Here is a 21,111-nt window from a genome sequence, read left to right as displayed (position 1 = left end):
TGCGCTACCGAACCGCTGAGAGAAGGTCAGGGGTTCGAATCCCCTCAGCTCCACCGACACCGAAGGCCCGCAGCGTCTGCTGCGGGCCTTCGTCGTTCCCGCGGGTGGGCGGTGCGGGATCGGCCTCAGCGGGCCCGCCACTCGCGAGCGAGCAGCGCGTAGGTGTAGCCGTCGACCCAGCCCAGGTCGGCGTGCCACGAGTCCTCGACGCCGTGCTGCTCGCGCCGCATCCCGCTCTTCTCCAGGACGCGGGCCGAGGCGTGGTTGTCGGCGTTGCAGCCGGCGGTGACGCGGCGCAGGCCGAGGTGGTCGAACGCGGCCGTCAGCAGCCCGCCGACGAGGGCGGAGGCGACGCCGCGGCCCCAGTGGCCCGGCGAGACGAGGTAGCCGATGCTCCCCTGGGTGCCCCGCGGCATGCCCGGTTGGCCCATGCCGTCCTCGACCTCGAGGAAGCCGATGGCGACGACGCGTCCGTCGAGCGCGGCCACGCAGGAGTGGTCGCCGTCGCCGGGGGAGAGCCACTCCCGTCGGAACGTCTCCGGCTCGACGTGGGTGCGCATCATGAAGCGGTTGCAGGCGGGGTCGTTGCGCAGCGCGAGCAGGTCGTCGAGCTCCGACGGCTGCGGCCGGCGCAGGACCAGGTCGCCCGCCCGAGAGGGCCACGGGGTTCTCACGCCTCCGATCCTCCCGCAGCAGGACGAGGCGGACCCACCGGGTTTCCCCGGTGGGCCCGCCCGTCGAACGGTGAGGCCTGGGGTGCCCAGGCCCCGACACCTCGCGTCAGCGCTCCTCGCGGAACTCCACGTGCTGGCGGATGCGCGGGTCGTACTTGCGCAGGACGATCCGGTCGGGGTCGTTCCTGCGGTTCTTCGTGCTCACGTACGTGTAGCCGGTGCCGGCGGTGGAGCGGAGCTTGATCTTCGGACGGACGTCGCCGCTGCGTGCCATGGGTGCCTCCTGTGGTCGGTCCTGCAGCGACACAGCACCACAGGAATGAGAATCATTCCCGACAGTGTGGCAGGGTGAGGTCAGGCGTCCCACCCGGGGTGCCGGAACCGAAGGAGCAGCCCCATGAACCGCAAGGACCTCGTCGACGCCGTCGCCCGTGACGCCTCGCTCAACCAGACCCAGGCGGACGCCGCCGTCGCCGCCCTGTTCGGGGCCGTGGTCGCCGCGGTCTCGTCCGGCGAGAAGGTCTCCCTGCCTGGGTTCGGCACCTTCGAGCCGCGCACCCGCGCCGCGCGCACCGGCCGCAACCCGCAGACCGGCGAGGCGATGGAGATCGCCGCCTCCGTGGCGCCCGCGTTCAAGCCGGCGGCGCCGTTTAAGCAGGCCGTCGCCCAGCAGGGGCGCTGACGTGGGCGGCGGCGCCGAGCAGACCCCCGGGAGCAGGACGCGGCACGCGACCGAGCAGCCGCTGGCCGCCGTCCTGGTGTGTGCCGACGAGGCCTGCGGGGGCTGCGGCGCCGCCGCGCTCGAGGCCCTGCGCCCGCTCGTGGCGCACACGCCCCGCGCCGTCCTGGTGCGCTCGGGCTGCGTGCACCCTCGTGGCGGCTGCCGCGACCGGGGCCCGGACGCACCGTCCGTGCGTCTCCAGCGGTGCACGGGCGACCCGCGCACCGGGCTGCGGCCGCACGGTCCGTCCCACGCGGTCGACGGCGCCTCCACGGCGGAGGCCTACCGCCAGGTGGAGCGGTGGCTGGACGAGGGCTGAGTCCCGGCCCGGTTGGAGCACCGGGCATCCTGGAGGGGTGACCCGCCTGAACCGGTGGCTGAGCAGCCACGACGTGCTGCCGACGTCCACCGGCATCGAGATGGCGAAGGCCCTCCTCTGGTGCGAGCTGGCGCTGGTGCTGCTGGTCTCGCTGGGCCGCTCGGCGGTCTACTCCGTGGTCAGCCTGGTGGCGGCACTGACCGCGCCCGGGAGCCTCTCCTCGCAGGCGGCGACGCTCAACTCCTCGATCGCGCCGGACCGGCCCTGGCTCGACCTCACCTACCAGCTGCTGCGGATCGTGTTCGCGCTGATCCCGGTGCTGCTGGCCGGCTACCTGCTCGTGCGCTCGGGCGACCGGCTGCGCGAGGTGTGGTTCCGGGGCGCCGGCTGGCTCAGGGACCTCGGCTGGGGCGCCGCCCTGGCCGCGGCCGTCGGCACCGTCGGGCTGATCTTCTACCTGGCCACCTACGCCCTCGGCACGAACCTCACGGTCGTCGCCCAGGGCCTCGGCGAGACCTGGTGGCGGGTGCCCGTGCTGATCCTGGCGGCCGCCGAGAACGCCGTGCTCGAGGAGTTCCTCGTGCTCGGCTTCGTGCAGGTGCGACTGCGTCAGCTCGGCTTCGGCACCGGTGCGGCCATCGGCCTCGCCGCCCTCCTGCGCGGCAGCTACCACCTCTACCAGGGGCTCGGCGGCTTCGTCGGCAACCTGGTGATGGGCCTGCTCTTCGGCACCCTCTACAGCCGGTGGGGCCGCGTCACGCCACTGGTGGTCACCCACACACTGCTCGACGTCGGCGCCTTCGTGGGCTACGCCGTGCTCGCCGGCCGCGTCGACTGGATACCCACGCTGTAGCGGAGGTTGCTGGTCGGGTGCACGGATCTCGAGGCTCGGCCGTGGACGGCCTCGCACCTCGATCACCGCGGGCCGGTGGTCGAGGTGCGACGAGCGCCTGCGAGGAGCCTCGAGACCTCCGCACCGAGGAGACCGCCTGCGCCTCGATCGCCGGCTGAGGGTCAGCCGGCCCCGCTCGCCGCGCGCCACAGGGGCGCGGCGACGAGGTCGACGATGCGGTCGCGGCGCGGCCGCGGCAGCGCGCCGTGGAGCAGGATGTCGTGCCGGGCGAGGTCCAGCGGGACGGCCAGCAGCTCGCTGCCGAGCGGGGTGGGCCCGAGCTCGCCACGCGCGACCGCGGCCTCGACCACCGGCTGGAGGATGCGGCTGACGGCGTCGGCCATGAGCACCGGCAGGGCGGTGGCCTCCTCGACGGTGAGGTCGGAGAGCAGGCCGAGCAGGCTGGCGCGGCTGAGCACCAACGGCATCCGGTCGCCCATCTCGTCCAGGACGCCGTGCAGGTCGCCGGCCAGCGACCCGGTGCTCGGGGCCGGGATGCTCGTCGCCACCTGCCGCACCGCGGCGAACGCCAGGGCCGAGCGCGACGGCCAGCGCCGGTACAGCACCGGCTTGCTGGTGCCCGCCCTCGCGGCGACCCCGTCGAAGGTGAGCGCCCCGTAGCCGTGCTCGGCGAGCTCCTCCAGCGTCGCCTCCAGGATGGCGGTCTCCAGCTCCGCGCCGCGTCGTCGCACCGTGCCCACGTCGTCCCCCTCGTCACACCACAAGAAACTTGCAGTTTCTTGTGAAGGCACCTTACCGTCTGCTCAATAAGAAACTACTCGTATCTTGTGGAGGTTGGCATGGCAGAGAAGGACGCGGCTCCCGCCGCCGTCGTGGAGCAGGCACCGACGAAGGGGCGCCCCGGCCCGCGCCGGCTCGTCGTCGCCGTCGTCGGGCTGACGTTGGCCCTGGTCGTGCTGCTCCTGTGCTTCGCGCTCCCCGCGTCGAACACCGGTGCGCACGGCATCCCGGTCGGCGTCGTCGGCCCCGAGCCGGTGGCGACCGCGATCGAGGCCCAGCTGGACGGGGTCGAGGCCGACGGCTTCGAGGTGACCCGCTTCGACGACGAGGACGCCGCACGCGACGCGATCCTCGACCGCGAGGTCTACGGGGCGCTCGAGCCGGGCGCGGACGGGTCGGTGACCGTCCTGGTCGCCAGTGCCGCCAGCACCCAGGTGAGCGCGCTGCTCCAGCAGGTCGGCACCTCGATGGCCGTCGCCCAGGGTGGGGTGGCGGACGTCGTCGAGCTGCGGGCCTTCCCCGAGGACGACCCCCGCGGAGCCGGGCTCGCCGCCGGCGCGCTCCCGCTGGCGCTGGGCGGGTGGATCGCCGCCGTGGTGATCATGGCGCTCACCCACTCCCACCGCTCGCGGATGCTGACCGCCGCCGGGTTCTCCGTGGTCGGCGCGTTCGGCCTCACCGCGGCGCTCGAGTACGTCGTCGGCACCCTGGACGGCGACTACCTGCTCACCTCGCTCGCGGTGATGCTCGGGCTGGCGGCCACGGCCTTCGCGGTGATCGGCCTGCGCAGCGCGTTCGGCGGGGCGGGTCTCGGCGTGGCGGCGGTGGCGCTCGTGCTCCTGGGCAACCCGCTCTCGGGGCTCACCAGCGCCCCCGAGATGCTCCCCAGCCCGTGGGGCGCGCTCGGCCAGCTGCTCCCGCCGGGCGCCACCGGCACCCTCCTGCGCGACGTGGCCTTCTTCGACGGGGCCGGGGCCACGCACTCGGTCGTCGTCCTGCTCTGCTGGCTCGTCGGCGGACTCGCCCTGGCGCTGCTCGCCTGGGCGCGGGACGCGCGCCGCGCGGGTGGGTCCGCGCACGACGCCGACCCCGACCACGGGGTCGAGCGGCGGCTCGAGGCCGCGGTGGAGGGCCACGGGGCCTGAGCCCTGACTCGACCGGCTCCCTGGCCCCACCGGCTCCCTGGGGGCCGCGGGCCTGTGCCAGTCTGGCCGGATGAGTCTCGGGGGAGCGGACCTGTCGCGCTACGACACCTGGCTGGCCTGGCTGACCGACCGGCTGAGCGGGGACGCCGACGTGCGCTGCGCGTGGGTCGGTGGCTCCGCGGTCACCGGCGGGTGGGACGACTTCTCCGACCTGGACGTCGAGGTGCTCACCCGCGCCGGCCGGGCCGCCGCCGTCCACGACGACCTGGTGGCCGCCGCCGAGCGGGAGGTGGGTCTCGACCACGTGTGGCGCCTCCCCGAGGCCACCTACCCCGACGGGCGGCAGTCGTTCTGGCACCCGCAGCCGCACGCCGGGGCGCTGGGCGAGCCGGTGGTGCTGCTCGACGTGCACGTCTCGGACCTCTCCGACGAGCACCGGGTCCTCGACCCGCGCCGGCACGGCCGCCCCCGCGTCCTGCACGACCCCGACGGGCTGGTCGAGGTGCGCGAGCTGCCGGTGCCGCGGGACGTGGTGGACGAGGCGCTCGACCAGCTCGCCCAACGCCGCGGGACCGCCGAGTGGCTGGTCAACCGGGCCATCGTCCGCGAGGAGTGGGCCGAGGCGGTGGAGCTGCACCTGCGGTTCGGGCTGCACCCCCTCGTCCGCCTGCTGCGCCTGGAGCACTGCCCCGAGCGGCACGACTACGGCCTGCGGTACCTGCGCCGCGACCTGCCGCCCGCCGTCGCCGACGCGGTGGAGGGGATGCTGCCCGGCCGCGGGTCCTCCGGCGACCTCCTCGACCTCGAGCTCACGGCCCGCCTCTTCGCCTGGACCGACGTCCAGCTCGCCCGGGTGCGTGCCCTGCGGCGATAGTCCGTGACGTTCTGCAGGCGACACGCCGTGATCGGCCTGCAGAACGTCACGGACTATCCGGTCACCACGCCCCGCCCCAGGGCGGCGGCCGCCTCGCGCAGCCAGCGGGCGGGCTCGCCCAGGGAGGCGGTCGAGGAGCCGGCGAGGTCGCTGAGGGAGAGGGACGTGGCGGGCGTCTGCCCGGCGACGCGGCCGGCCACGACGACGCAGGGCCGCCCCTCGCGCCGTGCCGCGTCGACGACCTGCCCCACGATCTTGCCCGCCAGTGACTGGGCGTCGAAGCTGCCCTCGCCGGTGAGCACGACGTCGCAGTCGGCCAGGGCTCGGGCGAACCCGGCCGCCTCGAGCACGTGCGCGGCACCCGGGCTGCTGGTAGCGCCCCAGATGGCGCGGAGCCCGTAGCCGGTGCCTCCCGCGGCGCCGTCGCCGGCGGTGTCGGGCTCGCCCACGACCTCCCTCAGCCGACGCAGCCCGCGCTCGAGGAGCGCGACGTCGGTGGGGCCGGCGCCCTTCTGCGGGCCGAAGACGTGCGCGGCGCCGTCGGGCCCGACCAGGGGGCTGTCGACGTCGGTCAGGAGGTGCACGCCGTCCGGCGGCGGGGGGCGCAGGTCGGTGACGTCGAGGCCGGAGAGGTCGGGCAGGCTCCCGCCACCGCGCGGCAGGACGTGGCCCCGGGGCCCGGTCAGTCGTGCGCCGAGGGCGCGCAGCGCTCCGGTGCCGCCGTCGGTGGAGGCGCTCCCGCCCAGCCCCACGAGGACGCGGCGGGCTCCGGCGTCCAGGACGTGGGCCAGGAGCTCTCCGAGGGGCTGGGTGTCGGCCCCCAGGGGGTCCAGCGTGCGCATCAGGCCCAGTCCGCAGGCCGCGGCGAGCTCGACCACGGCGGTGCCGTCCTCCAGCAGCAGCCATGGGACCTCGACGACGGAGCCGTGCGGACCCGAGACCCGGGCGAGGCACGGCTCGGTGCCCGAGGCCAGGGCGAGCGCCTCCACGGTGCCCTCGCCGCCGTCCGCGACCGGGAGGGTCGTCACCGCGTCCCCGGGCCTGGCCGTGCGCCAGCCGTCGGCCAGGGCGCGCGCCGCGTCGGCGGCGGACAGGGAGGTCTTGAACGAGTCCGGGCAGGCGAGCACGCGCAGCGGGCGCCCTTGCCTGCCGGGCAGGTGCAGGGTCGGGACGGACGCCGGGGCGTGACCGGTGCTCGCGGTGGGCATGCTGCCTCCTGGGTGGGATCACAGGGACGACCTCGGGGCTCCGCGACGTCGCGTCGAAGGGGTCGGCACGTGCACCCTAGTCGGGAATGCGCTTTCCCACAGCACCTCAGTTTTCCGTCGGCAAGCGAGGAAACCATTTTCCGAGATCCTTGACCGGCGTGACGCAGGACACGTACTGTCCGATCTCGGGTCGCCGCTGTGACGGCTGACCAGCCCGAGAAGAACGGTCCTCAGGAGGACACATGAGCAACACGCGACGGGTCCGGTTCGGCCGGGTCGCCGCAGCGGCGGTGGCGCTGATGAGCGTGGCCGGCACGATGGCCGCCTGCGGTTCCGACAGCAGCAGCGCCGACGGCGTCACCACCATCCGGTTCGCCTGGTGGGGCAACGACGACCGCGCCGCCGCCACCGAGAAGGCGGTCGAGCTGTTCGAGGCGGCCAACCCCGACATCAAGGTCGAGACGGAGTTCGGCGACTACGGCTCCTACGTCCAGAAGCTCACGACCCAGGTCGCGGCCCAGGCCGCGCCGGACGTGATCCAGCTCGACCGTCCGACCTTCGGCGAGTACGCCCAGCGCAACGTGCTGGTCAACCTCGACGACTACGTCGACGACGGCACGCTCGACCTCAGCATGATCCCGGACGAGCTCCTGGCGGGCGAGCAGTACGAGGGCGTGCAGTACGCGCTCCCGGCCGGCCAGACCACGCAGATGATGGTCTACGACGTGAAGGCGTTCGAGAAGATCGGCGTCGACCCGTCGCAGGGCTGGACCTGGAGCGAGTTCACCGACGCGATGCAGCAGCTCGCCGACTCCACCGGCACCGCCGGCTTCACCGACATCGGCTGGGCCATCGACTGGTTCGACACCTGGCTCCACCAGCGCGGCAAGAGCGTCTACACGCCCGAGGGTGCCCTCGGCTTCGAGGTGGCCGACCTGGCCGAGTTCTGGACGTGGACCAACCAGATGCGCGAGGACGGCCTGGCCACCCCCGCGGAGATGACCACCCAGCAGGACGGTTCCACGACGAACTCCGGCCTCATCGCCGACGCCTCCTCGATCGAGGAGAACTACGACTCCAACCTCACCGGCTACGTCGGCGCCACGACCGAGAAGCTCGCCGCGGCCCCGCTGCCCACCGACACCCCCGGTGCCGACACCTCCGGCATGGCCGCCCTCCCGCCCGTGTACTACGGCGTGCCGCGCAGCTCGCAGAACGCCGAGGCCGCCGTGAAGCTGCTGGACTTCCTCATGAACGACCCCGAGGCCGGCGCGGCGCTGGGTGCCTCGCGCGGCATCCCGCCGAACACCGACATCCGCGCCGACGTCTGCGACGCCGCGGACGAGGTGAGCAAGATGGTCTGCACCTACGAGGACTCCGTCGCCGACCAGGTCGGCGACTCCTCCACCTGGGGCTGGCCGACCGGCTCGTCCTCGGTGAAGGCGGACTTCCAGCAGATCTACGACACGGTGATCTTCGGCCAGGCGACCCCCGAGGCGGCCGCCGAGCAGCTGGTCTCCAACGCGAACGACGCCATCGGAGGCTGACGCACCGTGCCCACGCTGCACCCCGCACACCCCGTCCTCCGCGGCTCCGCCCCGGCGCTCGCGCTGGACGCGGAGCTCGCCGAGGCCGCGCTCGCCCTGGTCCCCAGCGACCTGCGCGACGTCGCGGGGGCCCGCGCCGCCAACGCAGCGCGGCACGCCGCGGCGGCCCCCGTGCGCGTCCGGGACGGGGTGCGCAGCGCGGACACGACGCTCCCCGGCCCCGCCGGCCCCGTGCCGGTCCGGGTCCTGCACCCCGTTCCCGCCGGCGACCAGGAGCCGGACGAGGACTCCTGGCGCGCCGGGAGCGGGGCCGGGGTGCGCGGGGCGGTGCTGTACCTGCACGGCGGCGCGTTCGCACTGGGTGACCTCGACGCCTGCGACACGCAGTGCGCCGAGTACGCCCGGGATGCGGACGTGGTCGTCGTCGCGGTCGACTACCGGCTGGCGCCCGAGCACCCGGCCCCGGCCGGGCTCGAGGACGGCGTGGCGGCACTGCGCTGGCTGCACGCGCACGCCGAGGAGCTGGGCGTGGACCCGGCTCGCGTGGCCGTGGCCGGGGCCAGCGCCGGTGGTGCGCTGGCCGCCGGCACCGCGCTGCGGGCCCGTGACGAGGGAGGACTCCCCGTGGCGCACCTGCTGCTCGTGCAGCCGGTGCTCGACGACCGACGCACGACGGCGTCCGCCCGCGGGCTCCGGGGTGTCCCGGTGTTCGACGCGGACGCCAACGCGGTGATGTGGGAGACCTACCTCGCCGGCGCCGAGGCGGACGGCTACGTCGCCCCCGCCCGGGCCGACCTGCGGGGGCTGCCGCCCACCACCGTCCACCTCGCCGAGCACGACCCGCTGCACGACGAGGGCCGCGACTTCGCGGCCGCCCTGGCCGCCGAGGGGGTCCGTGTCGCCACACGGACCTATCCCGGCACGTTCCACGGCTTCGACTCGGTCGTGCCCGGTGCGGGGGTCTCCCGCCGGGCACGCGCCGACCAGGCCGCCGTCCTGCGGGACGAGGTCGGGCAGCCCGACCGCGCCGCCGCACACACACCTGAGGGAGAGGCTGACCTGTGAGCACGACGACCACGCTCCGACCCGCGGCCGGTGAGGCGGAGCAGCCCCCGACCGCCGGCCCCACGGCCACCCCGCCACGGCCCCGACGCCGACCGCAGCGCTCGGCGTACCTGTTCCTGCTGCCGTGGATCCTGGGTGCGGTGCTGCTGACCATCGGTCCGATGGTCACCTCGCTGTACCTGTCCTTCACCGACTACGACCTGTTCAGCAGCCCGTCCTGGGTCGGGTTCGACAACTACCAGCGGCTCTTCACCGAGGACCCGCGGTTCTGGGCGTCGGTGCGGGTGACGCTGACCTACGTCCTGGTCTCCGTCCCGCTCCAGCTCGCGATCGCGCTCGGCGTTGCGCTGCTGCTGAACCGCCCGCGCCGCGGCATCGGGTTCTACCGATCGGCGCTCTACGCCCCGTCCCTGCTCGGCGCGAGCATCAGCCTGGCGCTGGCCTGGAAGGCGCTGTTCAGCACCGGTGGCACCGTGCCGAACCTGCTCGCCTCGATCGGCCTCGACACCGGCGGCTGGACCGACGACCCCGACCTCGCGATCTACGCCGTCGTCGCGCTCACGCTGTGGCAGTTCGGCGCCCCGATGGTGATCTTCCTGGCCGGCCTCAAGCAGATCCCGCGCGACCTCTACGAGGCCGCCGCGCTGGACGGGGCGGGCAAGGTGCGCCAGTTCTTCTCGGTGACCCTGCCGATGCTGACGCCGGTCCTGCTGTTCAACCTGGTGCTCGGCATCATCCACGCCTTCCAGTCCTTCACCGGGCCCTACGTGATCTCCAACGGTCGCGGCGGCCCGGGCGACTCCACCCTCGTCTACACCCTGTACCTCTACCAGCGCGGGTTCACCGACTTCCGCATGGGCACCGCCTCGGCCATGGCCTGGCTGCTCCTGCTGGCCATCGCCGTCGTGACCGCGCTGTTGTTCGCGACCTCGCGCCGCTGGGTCTTCTACGCCGGTGAGGAGAACTGACGTGGCCGCCTCCACCACGCTGCCCCCGACCACCCCGTCCGCGCCCGACCCGTCCCCGGCGTCGGCGCCGCCCACGGCCGCCGGCCGCCCCGGCGCCCGCAGCCGCGGCGTGCTCTGGCACGTCGTGGTGATCGCCCTCGTCCTGGTCGTGCTGTACCCCGTGTTCTGGCTGGTCAGCGCCTCGTTCAAGCCCGCGCAGGAGGTGCTCACCGACACCGGCCTGTGGCCCGCGAACCCGACGGGGGAGAACTACGCCACCGCCATGGACGGCGTCGCCGGGTACTCCGTGTGGCGCTACCTCGGCAACTCGCTCGTGCTCTCCCTGGGCGCCGTGATCGGCAACGTCTTCTCCTGCACGCTGGCCGGCTACGCCTTCGGTCGGCTGCGCTTCCGCGGCCGCGGCGTGCTGTTCGCGTTCATGCTCATCACGATCATGCTGCCGATCCACGTCGTGCTGATCCCGCAGTACATCGTCTTCCAGCAGCTCGGCCTGGTGAACACGTTCTGGCCGATCCTGCTGCCCAAGCTGCTGGCCACCGACGCGTTCTTCATCTTCCTGGTGGTGCAGTTCGTCCGCAGCCTCCCGCGGGAGCTGGACGAGGCGGCGCTGATCGACGGCGCCGGGCCCTTCCGCACGTTCTGGTACGTCATCGCCCCGCTGCTGCGACCGGCGATGTTCACCACCGCGATCTTCAGCTTCATCTGGACCTGGAACGACTTCTTCACCCAGCTGATCTACCTGAACAGCCCGGAGAACTACACGCTGTCCCTGGCCCTGAAGATCTACGTCGACCAGACGTCGTCCTCCTCCTACGGGCCGATGTTCGCGATGTCGATCCTGGCGCTGGTGCCCGTGGGGCTGTTCTTCATGGCCTTCCAGCGGCTGCTGGTGGAGGGCGTGGCGACGCAGGGTCTCAAGGGGTGAGTGACGGCGTGACGACCATGATGGGTCCCGTGACCGACGAGGAGCCGACGAGCACACCGCCGCCGTCCTGGCCGCGCCGGCTCTCCGCCGTCGCCGAGGTCGCCGTGCTCGTCACGCTCGCCTCGCTGCCCGTCGTGACCGCGCTCGCCGCGGGCGCGGCGGGCGCGTCGTTGCTGCGCGAGCAGCTGACGGAGGACCGCGACCCCACCGTCGGGCGGTTCCTGCACCTGACCGGCAGCGCCCTGCGCGACCCGGTCGGCGTGCTGGCCGTGGCCGGTCTGCTGGTGCTGGGGGCGATCGACCTCCTGGCCGTGCTGGGCGGCCTGCCCGGGGCGGTCGTGCTGGGCCCGGTGCTCGCGGTGCTCGCCGCAGCCGCTCTCGTCAGCGGGCTGCGCGCCACGGCGCTGTGGCGTCCCGGAGCCCGCTGGGCACCCACGCTCGAGTCGGCCGCACGGGGTGCGGTCGCCGACGTCACCGGCTCCCTCCTGCTGCTGGCCGCCGTGGCCGCCGTCGTGCTCGTCGTCCGCCTCGGGCCGGCGTTCGTCCTGCTCGTCCCCGGGCTGCTGGTGCTCGCGGCGGTGGCCGTCACCGAGCGCGTGCGCGGGCCGCGATGAGCGGCAGCGGGGCGCCGCGCGTCCTGCTCGTGGGCGCGGCGGGCTACGGCAGCACCTACGTCGACGAGATCGCCCGGCTGGAGGCCGCCGGCGAGGTGGAGCTCGCCGGGATCTGCGACCGCAGCAGCCCGGTCGGCGCGGCGGCCGACCTCCTGGGCGACCGCCCCTGGGCCGACGACCTCGGGCAGCTGCTCGTGAAGACCTCCCCGGACGTGGTCGTGGTGGCGACCCCCATCCCGCTGCACCTGCCCATGGCCCGCCAGGTCCTGGACGCCGGCGCCCGGCTGCTCCTGGAGAAGCCGCCGACCGCGACGCTGGCCGACTGGCGCGCCCTGTGTGCCCACCCGGGCCCGGCCGCACGTCAGGTGGGGTTCCAGAGCCTGGGCTCGAGCGCCGTCCCGCGGCTGCGCGCGCTGGTGGAGAGCGGCGCCCTGGGGCAGGTCCGGCACGTCGGCGTGCGGGGCGCCTGGCAGCGCACCGACTCCTACTACGCCCGGGCCGCCTGGGCCGGGCGTCGCACGCTGGAGGGGGTCCCGGTGGCCGACGGCGTGTGGACCAACCCGTTCGCCCACGGCCTCGCGACCGGGCTCGCCGTGCTGGGCAGCACCAGCGCCGAGGACGTGACGGACGTGCGCACCCAGCTGTGGCGCACCCGCGACATCGAGTGCGACGACACCGCCTGGGTGCGGGTCGAGACCACCGCCGGCGTCCCCGTGGTCGGCGCGGCCACGCTGTGCGCCGACGAGGACGAGGAGCCCGCGGTCGTCGTGGCGGGCACCGGGGGCACCGCCGTCCTGCACTACACCGCCGACGTGCTGGAGGTCGACGGCGCCGTCGAGACGCACACCCGGACCTCCCCGCTCCAGGACCTGCTGCGGCACGGCGACGAGCCGCAGCGGCTCCAGTCCTCCCTGGCCGACTGCGGTGCCTTCATGCAGGTCCTCGAGGCGCTGAGGCTCGCACCGCCGGTCCCACGGGTGCCGGAGGAGGCGGTGCGCGACGTGGGCGTGGGCGGCACCGACCGCCTGCGCACGCTGCCCGGCATCACCGCGGTGGTGCGGCGGGTCGCGCGGGAGGGCCTGACCCTGGAGGCGGCGGGCCGGCCGTGGTGAACCTGCTCGGCGCTGTGCCTCCCGAGCCTCCCGGGCGCGCCGAGGCCGTCCTGGACTGGTCGCCCGCGGGGGAGGGGCTCGTGCCGCGCCCGGTGGTGCACCCGCTGCGCACGCCGTCAGGCCACCTGCTCACCGGCGCCCGGCCCGCCGACCACCCCTGGCACCACGGCCTGGGCCTGGGACTGCCCGACGTCGACGGCGTGAACCTCTGGGGCGGCCCCAGCTACGTCCACCCCGAGGGCTACCTCGAGGCCCGGACGCGGCGGGGCAGCGTGCGTGCGGCCGACACCGGAACGGCTGCGCACGAGGACCTGACCTGGTGCGACGACACGGGCGCCCCGCTGCTGCACGAGCGGCGCACCGTCGCGTGCACGGCGAGCGGGTCGGGGCTCTCGCTGCGCTGGCGCTCGGTGCTCACGGCCGCGCGCGACCTGCGGCTGGCCTCGCCCGAGGCCAACGGCCGTGCGGGTGCCGGGTACGGCGGGTTGTTCTGGCGCCTGCCGGTGGGCCTCGGCGCCGACGACCTGGAGGTGCGCTGCCCCCACGGGGTCGGCGAGAACCTCGCGAACGGCTGCACGGGCGCGTGGCTGGAGGTCGAGCACCGAGGGCGCTGGCAGGCGCGGCTGGAGCCCGACGGCGACGGCACCGGCCCGTGGTTCGTCCGAGTCTCCGACTACGCCGGCGTCGGGGTCTCGCTGGCCGCGCCGCGTGCGCGGCGGCTGGCGGCAGGGGAGTCCGTGGAGTGCGTGCTCGCCCTGGAGGTCAGCGAGGTCTGAGCGGGCTCTGCCCGACCGCGGGCGTGCTGCCACCGAGCACGACCTCGCACTTGACCCGGCGGGTGCGCGGCTTGTCCGGCACCGGGCCCAGCGTGAGGTCCAGCGCCTCGCGCCCCAGGCGAGCCAGGTCCACGCGCACGGTGGTCAGCCGCGGGGAGACGTCGCGCAGCGTGGCGATGTCGTCGAACCCGGCCAGGGCCACGTCGCGGCCCGGCTCCAGGCCGGCGTCCCGCACCGCCGACATCGCCCCCACGGCCATCACGTCGTTGACCGCGAAGACGCACAGCGGGCCCTCGCCGGGCAGGGCCCCGCTGCGGCGGCGCCCCAGGAGCGTGGTCATCGCGCGGTACCCGCCGTCGCGGGTGAACTCCTCGACGCCGACGTTCTCCTGCGGCAGCGTCGCGGCGCCGGCGAGGCCGCTGCGGAAGCCGGTGATCCGGTCGGTGGAGGTGAGCAGGGAGTCGGGGCCCGCGAGGGCGGCGAACCGGCGGTAGCCGAGCCCGACGAGGGCCTCGGCGAGGGAGCGCGCCCCGGCGCGGTTCTCGATCGCGACCGTGTCGAACGGGAGCCGACGCTGGCTCACCAGCGCCACGCGGCCGCCGCGGTCGACGAGCTCCTGGAGCTCGGTCTGCAGGCGTGCCTGGTGCTCGGTGTCGGTGGTGCGGCTGCCGACCACGACCAGGGCGCGGGCGCGGTGCCGGCGCAGGGCGGCGACGTACTCGACCTCGCGGTCGGCCTGGCGCCCGGTGCTGGTCAGGGCGACCATCAGCCCGTTCTCCTCGGCGCGTGCCATGAGCGAGGCCGCGATCGCGGAGAAGTACGGGTCCTCGATGTCGGGGACGACCAGCCCCACCACGTCCAGGTGGCCGCGGACGATGGCCTGGGCGGCGGGGTTGGCCTCGTAGCGCAGCGCGGTGGCGGAGGCCAGGACCTTCTCGCGCAACGACTCACCGACGACGCGGGTGCTCCCGTTGACCACGCGCGAGGCGGTCGCGAGCGACACGCCGGCGTGGCGCGCGACGTCGGCGAGGGTCACGGGCTGGGCCACGGGGGACCTCCGGGTCTGGGTGGTGGCTGCGGGTCGGCGGCTGATGGGTGCGGGCTGGTCGGTGCGGGGCTGCTCCGGCGGGGCTCGTTCGGGGCGACAGGAGCGGCGACGACCGGACGATATCGCGCGCTCGCCTGTGATCCAGGTCTCGGATAGCGCTTGCCGGGCGTCGGATGTTGCGCTTACTGTACTGGAAACCGCTTTCCCAAGGAGGCACCATGAGCGACGTCCTGGGCATCGTGATGAACGGCATCACGGGCCGGATGGGGTACCGCCAGCACCTGGTCCGATCGGTCCTGGCGATCCGCGAGCAGGGGGGTGTCGAGCTCTCGGACGGCACCCGCGTCCAGCTCGAGCCCGTGCTCGTCGGCCGCAGCGAGCGCAAGGTCCGCGAGATCGCGGAGCGCCACGGCATCGAGCGCTGGACCACCGACCTCGACCAGGCGCTGGCCGACCCGGACCTCCCGGTCTACTTCGACGCCCAGCTCACCAACGTGCGCGGTGGCGCGGTCAAGGCCGCCATCGCCGCCGGCAAGCACGTCTACGCCGAGAAGCCGGTCACCGAGACCATCGAGGAGACCCTGGACCTGGCGCGGGCAGCGCAGGAGGCCGGGGTGAAGACCGGCGTCGTGCACGACAAGCTGTTCCTCCCCGGGCTGCGCAAGCTCGACCGCCTCGTGAAGGGCGACTTCTTCGGTCGCGTGCTCTCGGTGCGCGGCGAGTTCGGCTACTGGGTCTTCGAGGGGGACTGGCAGGACGCGCAGCGGCCGAGCTGGAACTACCGGGCGCAGGACGGCGGCGGCATCACCGTCGACATGTTCTGCCACTGGAGCTATGTCCTGGAGAACCTCTTCGGCCGGGTCGAGGCCGTCACCTCCCGCGCGGTGACGCACATTCCTCGGCGCTGGGACGAGAACGGCGAGCCCTACGAGGCCACGGCCGACGACGCCGCCTACGCGATCTTCGAGCTCGAGGGCGGGATCATCGCCCAGATGAACTCCTCCTGGTGCGTCCGGGTGGCCCGCGACGAGCTGGTGGAGTTCCAGGTCGACGGCACCGAGGGCTCCGCGGTCGCGGGTCTCAACGGCTGCCGCGTCCAGCACCGCTCGGCCACGCCGAAGCCGGTGTGGAACCCCGACCTCCCCGTCACCGACCCGTTCCGCTCGCAGTGGCAGGACGTGCCGGACAACGAGGTCCTCGACAACGGCTTCAAGGCGCAGTGGGAGCAGTTCGTGCGCCACGTCGTCGAGGACGGCCCGCACCCCTACGACTTCGTCGCCGGCGCCCGCGGCATCGCGCTGGCCGAGGCCGGCCTGCGCTCCTCGGCCGAGGGTCGTCGCATCGAGCTGCCGGAGATCGTGCTGTGAGCACCGTCCGGCTGCCCGACGGTCGCCTGCACACCCCCGGCGCGGCCGGCACGTGGTCGGTCTCGGCCACCCCGGCCACCAGCCGACGGGCGTTCGCGGCCGCCCACGTCGTCCCGCAGGTCGACTCCGAGACCGTGCCCGGCGCCCCCGCCGTCCTGGACTGGGAGGCGACCCTCGCCTTCCGGCGCCACCTCTGGTCGCACGGCCTCGGCGTCGCGGAGGCGATGGACACCGCGCAGCGCGGGATGGGCCTGGACTGGCCGGCCGTGCAGGAGCTGGTGCGCCGCAGCGCCGCCGAGGCGGCCGCCGTCGGTGGCGCGATCTGCGCCGGCGTCGGCACCGACCAGCTCGAGCGTCCGACCTCGCTGGAGGAGGTGCTGGCCGGCTACGAGGAGCAGCTCGCCGTGGTCGAGGACGCCGGCGCGCAGCCGGTGCTCATGGCCAGCCGCCACCTCGCGGCGCTGGCCGAGGGACCCGAGGACTACGCCAAGGTCTACGGCCGGCTGCTGGGCCAGGTCTCGCGGCCCGTCGTCCTGCACTGGTTGGGGTCCATGTTCGACCCGGCCCTCGAGGGCTACTGGGGCAGCCGCGGCCGGGCCGCCGCCACCGACACCTTCGTCGAGCTCGTCACCGAGCACGCCGACAAGGTCGACGGGGTGAAGGTGTCGCTGCTGGACCGTGCGCACGAGGAGGAGCTGCGTCGCCGGCTGCCGGCGCAGGTGCGCGTCTACACCGGCGACGACTTCCACTACGACCAGCTGGTGCTGGGCGACGGTGCGCACCACTCCGACGCGCTGCTGGGCGCCTTCGCCGCCGTCACCGGGCCCGCCGCGGCGGCCCTGCGCTGCCTCGACACGGGTGACGTGGACGGCTACCGAGCCCTGATGGAGCCGACGGTCGGCCTCTCGCGGCACCTCTTCGCCACCCCCACGTGGTTCTACAAGGCGGGGGTCTCGTTCCTGGCCTGGCTCGGGGGGCACCAGCCCGGCTACACGATGATCGGCGGCCTGCACTCCGGCCGCAGCGCCGTGCACCTGGCCACCGCCTACCGGATGGCCGACGACCTGGGCCTCTTCGCCGACCCGGAGCTGGCGGCGGGCCGGATGCGGTCCTACCTCGAGGTCGCGGGAGTGGCGCAGTGACGGCCGAGGCCGTGGCTCCGGCGGCGTCCCGTCCGCTGGTGAGCCGGCTCAGCCTCAACCAGCAGACGACGAAGTCGTGGACCCTCGCCGAGGCGCTGGACGGCTGCCGACGGCACGGCCTGGAGTCGGTCGGCGTGTGGCGCGAGCCCGTCGCCGAGGTCGGCCTGGACGAGGCGGCGCGGCTGGTCCGCGAGAGCGGGCTGCGCGTCTCCTCGCTGTGCCGCGGCGGGTTCGTCACCGCTGCCGCCGGCCCGGAGCGAGCGCGCGCGCTGGCGGACAACCGCGCCGCGATCGACGAGGCGGCGGCCCTCGGGGCGGCCTCGCTGGTGCTCGTGGTCGGCGGCCTGCCGGCCGACGCGCCGCGCGACCTCGTCGGCGCGCGACAGCGCGTGGCCGACGCGCTCGGCGAGCTGGCGCCCTACGCCCGCGAGCGCGGTGTGCTGCTCGCCCTGGAGCCGCTGCACCCGATGTTCGCGGCCGACCGTGCGGTCCTCTCCACCCTGGGCCAGGCCCTCGACCTGGCCGAGCAGCACCCGGCCGAGGCCGTGGGGGTCGTGGTGGACACCTACCACGTCTGGTGGGACCCGCAGGTGCTGGAGCAGGTCGCCCGGGCTGCCGGGCGGATCGCCTCCTTCCAGCTCTGCGACTGGCTGACCCCGATCCCCGCCGAGGCCCTCATGGGGCGCGGCATGCCGGGGGACGGGCACATCGACTTCGCCCCCCTCGTCGACGCCGTGCTGGCCGCCGGCTACGCCGGGGACGTGGAGGTCGAGCTTTTCAACCGCGAGATCTGGGCCGCCGACCCCGACGAGGTCGTCGCCACGATGGTCGAGCGCTGGCACGCGTTGCTGAGCGGCCGCTGACGCGCTGACCACCGCTCCCAGCCCCGGCACCGACGGTGTCGGGGCTGGGGTGCGTGCGGAGGTGTTCGCGCAGGTCAAGGCGCATCATGGTGCCTCGCTCGGGGTTGCGGGAAAGGGCTTTCCGTCCTAGCGTCCGATGAGACCCCGGTCACAACGGACGTGACCGGCCGACCCTCTCGGGAGTGCACGTGAACCATCCCCTCCAGCCCTCGCGCCGTGCCGTCCTCGGCGGCTTCGTCGCGGCGGCGGCCACCGCGGCCGTGGCCGGCCCGTTGCGGCCGACGGCCGCCTCCGCCGCCGGCGTCCTGCCGCTCGCCGGGGTCGGCCCCGACGGGCAGGTGCCGCTCCGCTGGCTCGACGGCGTCCCCACCACCCACGCCGGCAGCACCTTCGGGCTGCCCTGGCCCCGGGGTGCTCGCTCCGCCGACGCCCCGCTGAGCCTGCGCAGCGGCGACGGCGAGGTGCCGCTGCAGTCCTGGACCCTGGCCACCTGGCCCGACGGCTCGGTGAAGTGGAGCGGGCACGCGGTGGCCGCCGGTGCCGCGCTCGCCGACGACCTCGAGGTCGTGGACGGGCAGCCCGTGGCGCCGGCGCGGCCGGCCACGGTGCGCCGCTCGGGCGACCGTGTGGTGCTCGGCTCGGGCGTGGCCACGGTGACGCTGGCCGGCTCCGGCACGACGCCCCTGCGCGAGGTCACCCGCTCCGGTCGGGCCTGCGCCCGGGAGGGCCGGCTCGTGCTCACCATCGACGACGCCCCCGCCGGGTCCCCTGCCTCGACCCAGGACTGGGTCGGTGTGGTCACCGACCTGGTCGTGGAGCAGGAGGGGCCCGTGCGCGCCGTCGCGCGGCTGAGCGGGCACCACGAGCCCGTGCGCGGCGCGTCGGCCGGCAGCGGTGGCGCCGGCCGCCCCCGGCTGCTGCCCTGGACGATGCGGGTCGCGGTCACGGCCGGCTCCGACGTCGTCGAGGTCGAGCACTCCTTCGTCCACGACGCCGACCCGGCGACGCAGCTGGTCAGCGGTCTGGGCCTGCAGGTCGTCGTCCCCCTCGACGACGCCCCGCACGACACCCACCTGCGCTTCGCCGGCGAGGACCGTGGCGTCTGGGGCGAGCCCGTGCGCGTGCTCACCGGTCTGCGGCGCGAGCCGGGTGCGGCCGTCGACGAGGCGCAGTTCGCCGGCACCGCGACGCCGCCGGTCTCGCAGTGGGCGGCGCAGGTGGCCGCCGGCTACGAGGACCTGCCGCTGTGGGAGGAGTTCTCCCTGCGCCAGCACTCCGCGGACTCCTTCACCGTGCGCAAGCGCACCGGCGCCGACTACCGCTGGCTGGAGAACGCCGGCTGGGGACGCCGCGCCGCCGGGCTGGGGTACGTGGGCGGGCCCTCGGGCGGGCTGGGCTTCGGTGTGCAGGACTTCTGGCAGGCGTTCCCCCGCGCGCTCGACGTGACGGGGGCGGCCGGCGACGCCGCGACCGTGACCCTGTGGGCCTGGTCGCCGCACGGCGAGGCGATGGACATGCGGGGCTACGCCGCCGCCGGGCACGGGCTCGGCCTGGCCTACGAGGACCCGCGTGAGGGCTTCGGCGACCCCGTGGGGATCGCGCGCTCCACGAGGTTCGAGCTGCACGCCCTGGACGCCACCCCGTCGCGTCCCGACTTCGCCGACCGGGCCGAGGCCCTCCAGGCGCGCGCGCAGCTGGTCAGCACCCCGGCCGTCTACCACCGTGCCGGCGTCTTCGGTCACTGGAGCCTGCCGGACCGCAGCACCGCCCGGCGCACCGCGCTCGAGGACGCGATGGTCGACACCGTCGACTTCTACGCGGGCCAGGTCGAGGAGCGGCACTGGTACGGCTTCTGGGACCACGGCGACGTGATGCACACCTACGACGCCGACCGGCACGAGTGGCGCTACGACGTCGGCGGCTTCGCCTGGGACAACGGGGAGCTCGGCACGGACGGCTCGCTCTGGTACCAGTTCCTGCGCACCGGCGACGCGGGCACGTTCCGCCTGGCCGAGCGGATGACCCGGCACATCTCGGAGTCCGACAGCTACCACTCCGGGCCGTTCGCCGGGCTCGGCTCCCGGCACAACGTGCTGCACTACGGCGACGGCGCCAAGGAGGCGCGCGTCAACGAGTCGTACACGAAGCGGTTCTGGCACTACGTGACGGCCTCGGCGCTGGCCGGGGACTACCTCGAGGCCACGCTCCAGGTGGACGAGACCGTGCTGGTGAACCCGCCGCTGCGCGACTACTACGAGCCGCCCGCCGGCGTCCCCACGGCCCTGCGGCTCGGGCCGGACTGGTACGCCCTGGTGAGCAACTGGCTGGCGGCGTGGGAGCGGACCGGCGAGGACCGGTGGCGCCGCAAGATCGTCACCGGCATGCGCGACGTGGCGGCGCTGCCCGCCGGTCTGTTCACCGGTCAGCTCGGCGGCGCGGTGGGCTTCGACCCGGAGACGGGCCACATCACGAAGCTGGACACCGCGGACTTCACGGGCGGCTACAACCTGGCGATGGCCTTCCTCGGCGACCAGGTGATGTTCGAGCTGGTCGACCTGGTCGACGTCCCGGAGTTCCGGCGCACGCTGCTGGAGTTCGCCACCTACGTGCAGTCCAGCAGCGCGGAGAAGACCGCGCACTTCGGTCGGGACTTCAACCCGCAGGTCTTCAAGACGATCTACTCCCGCGTCACCGCCTGGGCCGGCGTCGAGAGCGACGACGCGGAGCTGCGCCGGCGTGGCTGGGAGACATACCTGGCCGACCCGGCGGGGGAGCCGTGGGCGGCCACCGCCCAGGTCTCCGGCCCCGACAGCCTGGGCGAGGTGACCGAGGTGCCGGGCGTCGACATCGCCACCAACGACGCCTCCCAGCGCGCCCTGGCCGTCATCGCGCTCCTCGCCCTGGCCCCGGACGAGGCCCCCTGACGCTCCGCTGGGTCACCCACGGGGATAGTCCGTGACGTTCTGCAGGCGACACGCCGGGTGGATTCAGCCTGTCGTCGCAACAGGTGGTGGATCTGACTCGCCCGACAGTAGTGCGTCGAGTTCCTCCGCGGGGGTGCGCCACTTCAGTGTCTTGCGAGGACGGGCGTTGAGCTCGGCGGCGATCTG

At 74.4% G+C, this 21,111-nt stretch carries 20 protein-coding genes and 1 pseudogene; 16 read left to right on the top strand and 5 right to left on the bottom strand.

Annotated elements, in window-relative coordinates; genetic code table 11:
• Positions 1 to 125: 125 nt before the first annotated feature.
• Together M8316_RS15650 and rpmG are read right to left on the bottom strand one after the other, a co-directional pair.
• Entirely contained in the window at positions 126 to 674 is a 549-nt protein-coding gene (locus tag M8316_RS15650) for a GNAT family N-acetyltransferase (RefSeq protein ID WP_250056080.1), read from the bottom strand.
• A 106-nt stretch (positions 675 to 780) separates the two neighbouring features.
• Positions 781 to 948 (bottom strand): 50S ribosomal protein L33, encoded by a 168-nt coding sequence (gene rpmG, locus M8316_RS15645; RefSeq protein WP_250056078.1) that lies wholly within the window; start codon positions 946 to 948, stop codon positions 781 to 783.
• A gap of 120 nt (positions 949 to 1,068) precedes the next feature.
• Here rpmG and M8316_RS15640 point away from each other — a divergent pair.
• From M8316_RS15640 to M8316_RS15630, 3 genes and pseudogenes are all read left to right on the top strand, one after another.
• A pseudogene (locus M8316_RS15640) lies at positions 1,069 to 1,356 on the top strand (HU family DNA-binding protein); the annotation flags it as partial.
• A 1-nt stretch (position 1,357) separates the two neighbouring features.
• The gene (locus M8316_RS15635) at positions 1,358 to 1,714 is read left to right on the top strand and encodes a hypothetical protein (protein ID WP_250056073.1); all 357 of its coding nucleotides are present in this window, start codon (positions 1,358 to 1,360) and stop codon (positions 1,712 to 1,714) included.
• Positions 1,715 to 1,751: 37 nt separating this feature from the next.
• Positions 1,752 to 2,567 (top strand): CPBP family intramembrane glutamic endopeptidase, encoded by an 816-nt coding sequence (locus M8316_RS15630; protein WP_250056072.1) that lies wholly within the window; start codon positions 1,752 to 1,754, stop codon positions 2,565 to 2,567.
• A gap of 161 nt (positions 2,568 to 2,728) precedes the next feature.
• Here the strand turns inward: M8316_RS15630 and M8316_RS15625 are convergent, their stop codons facing one another.
• Positions 2,729 to 3,307 (bottom strand): TetR/AcrR family transcriptional regulator, encoded by a 579-nt coding sequence (locus M8316_RS15625; protein ID WP_250056071.1) that lies wholly within the window; start codon positions 3,305 to 3,307, stop codon positions 2,729 to 2,731.
• Between the two features lie 99 nt (positions 3,308 to 3,406).
• Here M8316_RS15625 and M8316_RS15620 point away from each other — a divergent pair, with 99 nt between their 5' ends.
• Positions 3,407 to 4,492, top strand: a complete 1,086-nt coding sequence (locus tag M8316_RS15620) for an ABC transporter permease (protein ID WP_250056070.1) — start codon at positions 3,407 to 3,409, stop codon at positions 4,490 to 4,492.
• A 70-nt stretch (positions 4,493 to 4,562) separates the two neighbouring features.
• Entirely contained in the window at positions 4,563 to 5,366 is an 804-nt protein-coding gene (locus tag M8316_RS15615) for a nucleotidyltransferase domain-containing protein (RefSeq protein ID WP_250056069.1), read from the top strand.
• Positions 5,367 to 5,419: 53 nt separating this feature from the next.
• On the opposite strand, the gene M8316_RS15610 is transcribed toward M8316_RS15615, so the two are convergent.
• Positions 5,420 to 6,574, bottom strand: coding sequence for a glycerate kinase (locus tag M8316_RS15610; RefSeq protein WP_250056068.1), 1,155 nt, complete (start codon positions 6,572 to 6,574; stop codon positions 5,420 to 5,422).
• Between the two features lie 242 nt (positions 6,575 to 6,816).
• Between M8316_RS15610 and M8316_RS15605 the strand changes: the two genes are divergently transcribed.
• From M8316_RS15605 to M8316_RS15575, 7 genes are read left to right on the top strand one after another with little or no spacing between them, the layout of a single operon-like run.
• Positions 6,817 to 8,121, top strand: coding sequence for an ABC transporter substrate-binding protein (locus M8316_RS15605; RefSeq protein WP_250056067.1), 1,305 nt, complete (start codon positions 6,817 to 6,819; stop codon positions 8,119 to 8,121).
• 6 nt (positions 8,122 to 8,127) lie between these two features.
• Positions 8,128 to 9,186: an alpha/beta hydrolase gene (locus M8316_RS15600; protein ID WP_250056065.1), complete on the top strand. Its 1,059-nt coding sequence runs from the start codon at positions 8,128 to 8,130 to the stop codon at positions 9,184 to 9,186.
• Positions 9,183 to 10,154: a carbohydrate ABC transporter permease gene (locus tag M8316_RS15595; RefSeq protein ID WP_250056063.1), complete on the top strand. Its 972-nt coding sequence runs from the start codon at positions 9,183 to 9,185 to the stop codon at positions 10,152 to 10,154. Before M8316_RS15600 ends, M8316_RS15595 begins: the two co-directional genes overlap by 4 nt.
• Before the next feature lies 1 nt (position 10,155).
• A complete protein-coding gene (locus tag M8316_RS15590; protein WP_250056061.1) occupies positions 10,156 to 11,079 on the top strand; it encodes a carbohydrate ABC transporter permease in 924 nt (307 codons plus the stop codon).
• Positions 11,080 to 11,108: 29 nt separating this feature from the next.
• On the top strand, positions 11,109 to 11,693 hold the full coding sequence (locus M8316_RS15585) for a hypothetical protein (RefSeq protein WP_250056059.1): 585 nt from the start codon (positions 11,109 to 11,111) through the stop codon (positions 11,691 to 11,693).
• Positions 11,690 to 12,805 carry a Gfo/Idh/MocA family protein gene (locus M8316_RS15580; RefSeq protein WP_250056057.1) on the top strand — a complete coding sequence of 372 codons (1,116 nt, stop codon included), beginning with the start codon at positions 11,690 to 11,692 and terminating at the stop codon, positions 12,803 to 12,805. Before M8316_RS15585 ends, M8316_RS15580 begins: the two co-directional genes overlap by 4 nt.
• 14 nt (positions 12,806 to 12,819) lie before the next feature.
• Positions 12,820 to 13,581 (top strand): DUF6807 family protein, encoded by a 762-nt coding sequence (locus M8316_RS15575; RefSeq protein ID WP_250056055.1) that lies wholly within the window; start codon positions 12,820 to 12,822, stop codon positions 13,579 to 13,581.
• On the opposite strand, the gene M8316_RS15570 is transcribed toward M8316_RS15575, so the two are convergent.
• Positions 13,568 to 14,629 carry a LacI family DNA-binding transcriptional regulator gene (locus M8316_RS15570; RefSeq protein WP_250056053.1) on the bottom strand — a complete coding sequence of 354 codons (1,062 nt, stop codon included), beginning with the start codon at positions 14,627 to 14,629 and terminating at the stop codon, positions 13,568 to 13,570. The genes M8316_RS15575 and M8316_RS15570 overlap by 14 nt on opposite strands.
• Before the next feature lie 218 nt (positions 14,630 to 14,847).
• Between M8316_RS15570 and M8316_RS15565 the strand changes: the two genes are divergently transcribed.
• The 4 genes from M8316_RS15565 (at position 14,848) to M8316_RS15550 (ending at position 20,925) form a co-directional block, all read left to right on the top strand.
• A complete protein-coding gene (locus tag M8316_RS15565) occupies positions 14,848 to 15,996 on the top strand; it encodes a Gfo/Idh/MocA family protein (protein WP_250056051.1) in 1,149 nt (382 codons plus the stop codon).
• Complete coding sequence (locus tag M8316_RS15560) at positions 15,993 to 17,138, top strand: dihydrodipicolinate synthase family protein (protein WP_250056049.1); 1,146 nt, start codon at positions 15,993 to 15,995, stop codon at positions 17,136 to 17,138. The genes M8316_RS15565 and M8316_RS15560 overlap by 4 nt, the downstream gene beginning before the upstream one ends.
• Before the next feature lie 38 nt (positions 17,139 to 17,176).
• Complete coding sequence (locus M8316_RS15555; RefSeq protein WP_250056047.1) at positions 17,177 to 18,001, top strand: sugar phosphate isomerase/epimerase family protein; 825 nt, start codon at positions 17,177 to 17,179, stop codon at positions 17,999 to 18,001.
• 188 nt (positions 18,002 to 18,189) lie between these two features.
• Positions 18,190 to 20,925, top strand: coding sequence for an exo-rhamnogalacturonan lyase family protein (locus M8316_RS15550; RefSeq protein ID WP_250056045.1), 2,736 nt, complete (start codon positions 18,190 to 18,192; stop codon positions 20,923 to 20,925).
• Positions 20,926 to 21,111: the final 186 nt, after the last annotated feature.

The organism is Nocardioides bruguierae (assembly GCF_023554635.1).
Taxonomy (GTDB): domain Bacteria; phylum Actinomycetota; class Actinomycetes; order Propionibacteriales; family Nocardioidaceae; genus Nocardioides; species Nocardioides bruguierae.
This window is presented reverse-complemented; position numbering and strand designations above follow the sequence as displayed.

What these genes read in the sequence shown, in the direction of transcription:
- rpmG (WP_250056078.1), bottom strand. Translation starts at nt 948, where the DNA reads ATGGCACGCAGCGGCGACGTCCGTCCGAAGATCAAGCTCCGCTCCACC.
- M8316_RS15620 (WP_250056070.1), top strand. Translation starts at nt 3,407, where the DNA reads ATGGCAGAGAAGGACGCGGCTCCCGCCGCCGTCGTGGAGCAGGCACCG.
- M8316_RS15615 (WP_250056069.1), top strand. Translation starts at nt 4,563, where the DNA reads ATGAGTCTCGGGGGAGCGGACCTGTCGCGCTACGACACCTGGCTGGCC.
- M8316_RS15610 (WP_250056068.1), bottom strand. Translation starts at nt 6,574, where the DNA reads ATGCCCACCGCGAGCACCGGTCACGCCCCGGCGTCCGTCCCGACCCTG.
- M8316_RS15605 (WP_250056067.1), top strand. Translation starts at nt 6,817, where the DNA reads ATGAGCAACACGCGACGGGTCCGGTTCGGCCGGGTCGCCGCAGCGGCG.
- M8316_RS15580 (WP_250056057.1), top strand. Translation starts at nt 11,690, where the DNA reads ATGAGCGGCAGCGGGGCGCCGCGCGTCCTGCTCGTGGGCGCGGCGGGC.
- M8316_RS15565 (WP_250056051.1), top strand. Translation starts at nt 14,848, where the DNA reads ATGAGCGACGTCCTGGGCATCGTGATGAACGGCATCACGGGCCGGATG.